The following is a 1,048-nucleotide window of genomic DNA, read 5'->3' on the forward strand; positions in this document are numbered from 1 at the left end:
TATTTATAAGAATAAAACCGATCTAGAAATTGCGAAAATGTATCCAGAGTTTGAGGAATATTTGATTCGCAATGTCCAACTAGATGAAGAAACATGGGAAATAGGTATGAAGACTCGTAAAGAACAAACCATAATTAATCTAAATGGAGAACAAAAAACCTTTGATGTCATACGAGTCCCTTTATTTGATGAAGGAGAAAGAGCAGGTCTTGTAACAATTGGAAGGGATATATCAAATGTGAAGGCAGCTGAAGAGCTTGCCTTAAGAAGGGAGAAACTCTCAGTTGTTGGTGAATTGGCTGCTGGAATTGCTCATGAAATACGTAATCCACTAACAACCGTTAAAGGCTTCGTCCAATTGCAAAAGGAAAAAAGTGAATCAACTTCACAAATATCAGACATTATCCTCTCGGAGCTTGATCGAATTAATCAAATTGTCAGTGAACTGCTTGTATTTTCAAAGCCACAAAGTAAAATTTTTAAGGAGTTTAAAGTCAGGGAACTTATTGATTATGTCATCAAGCTCACTTCACACGAAGCTATCCTTCATAATGTAGAAGTACTCGTTGAAAATCATGCGGCAGAAGCAAATCTTTATGGGGATAAGAATGAACTAATACAAGTATTTGTCAATGTCCTCAAAAATTCAATCGATGCAATGCCTGATGGAGGGAAAACGAGAATTCGTACGGATGTCGAAGTCGACAAAGTGAAAATAGAAGTCATCGATACTGGAGTTGGAATTCCTAAGGAAAGGCTTGAAAAAATAGGGGAGCCCTTTTTTACATTAAAAGAAAAAGGAATGGGACTTGGTCTTACAATGAGTAATAAGATTATCCAAGACCATAAAGGGACATTCGAAATTAGAAGCAAAGTTGGGCTAGGAACAAAAGTAATCATCACCTTACCGATCAGACATCACTAAAAGGAGAGCCAAAAACTCTCCTTTTTTTCGTTCGCAAATACCCTAGAAGATTTATGTTGGAAAATACCTATATTTTTGATAAATTTAAATTATTACATAATTACTATTTTTAGTAAATTTAGG

At 35.1% G+C, this 1,048-nt stretch carries 1 protein-coding gene; it reads left to right on the forward strand.

What is annotated here, in order from left to right; all coding sequences use genetic code 11:
• Positions 1–925: ATP-binding protein (locus tag V7147_RS24660; protein ID WP_335370436.1), on the forward strand; the 925-nt coding region annotated here is incomplete at its 5' end.
• Positions 926–1,048: the final 123 nt, after the last annotated feature.

It is taken from the genome of Bacillus sp. JJ1521, assembly GCF_036965165.1.
In the GTDB taxonomy this organism is placed as follows: Bacteria; Bacillota; Bacilli; order Bacillales; family Bacillaceae_L; genus Ferdinandcohnia.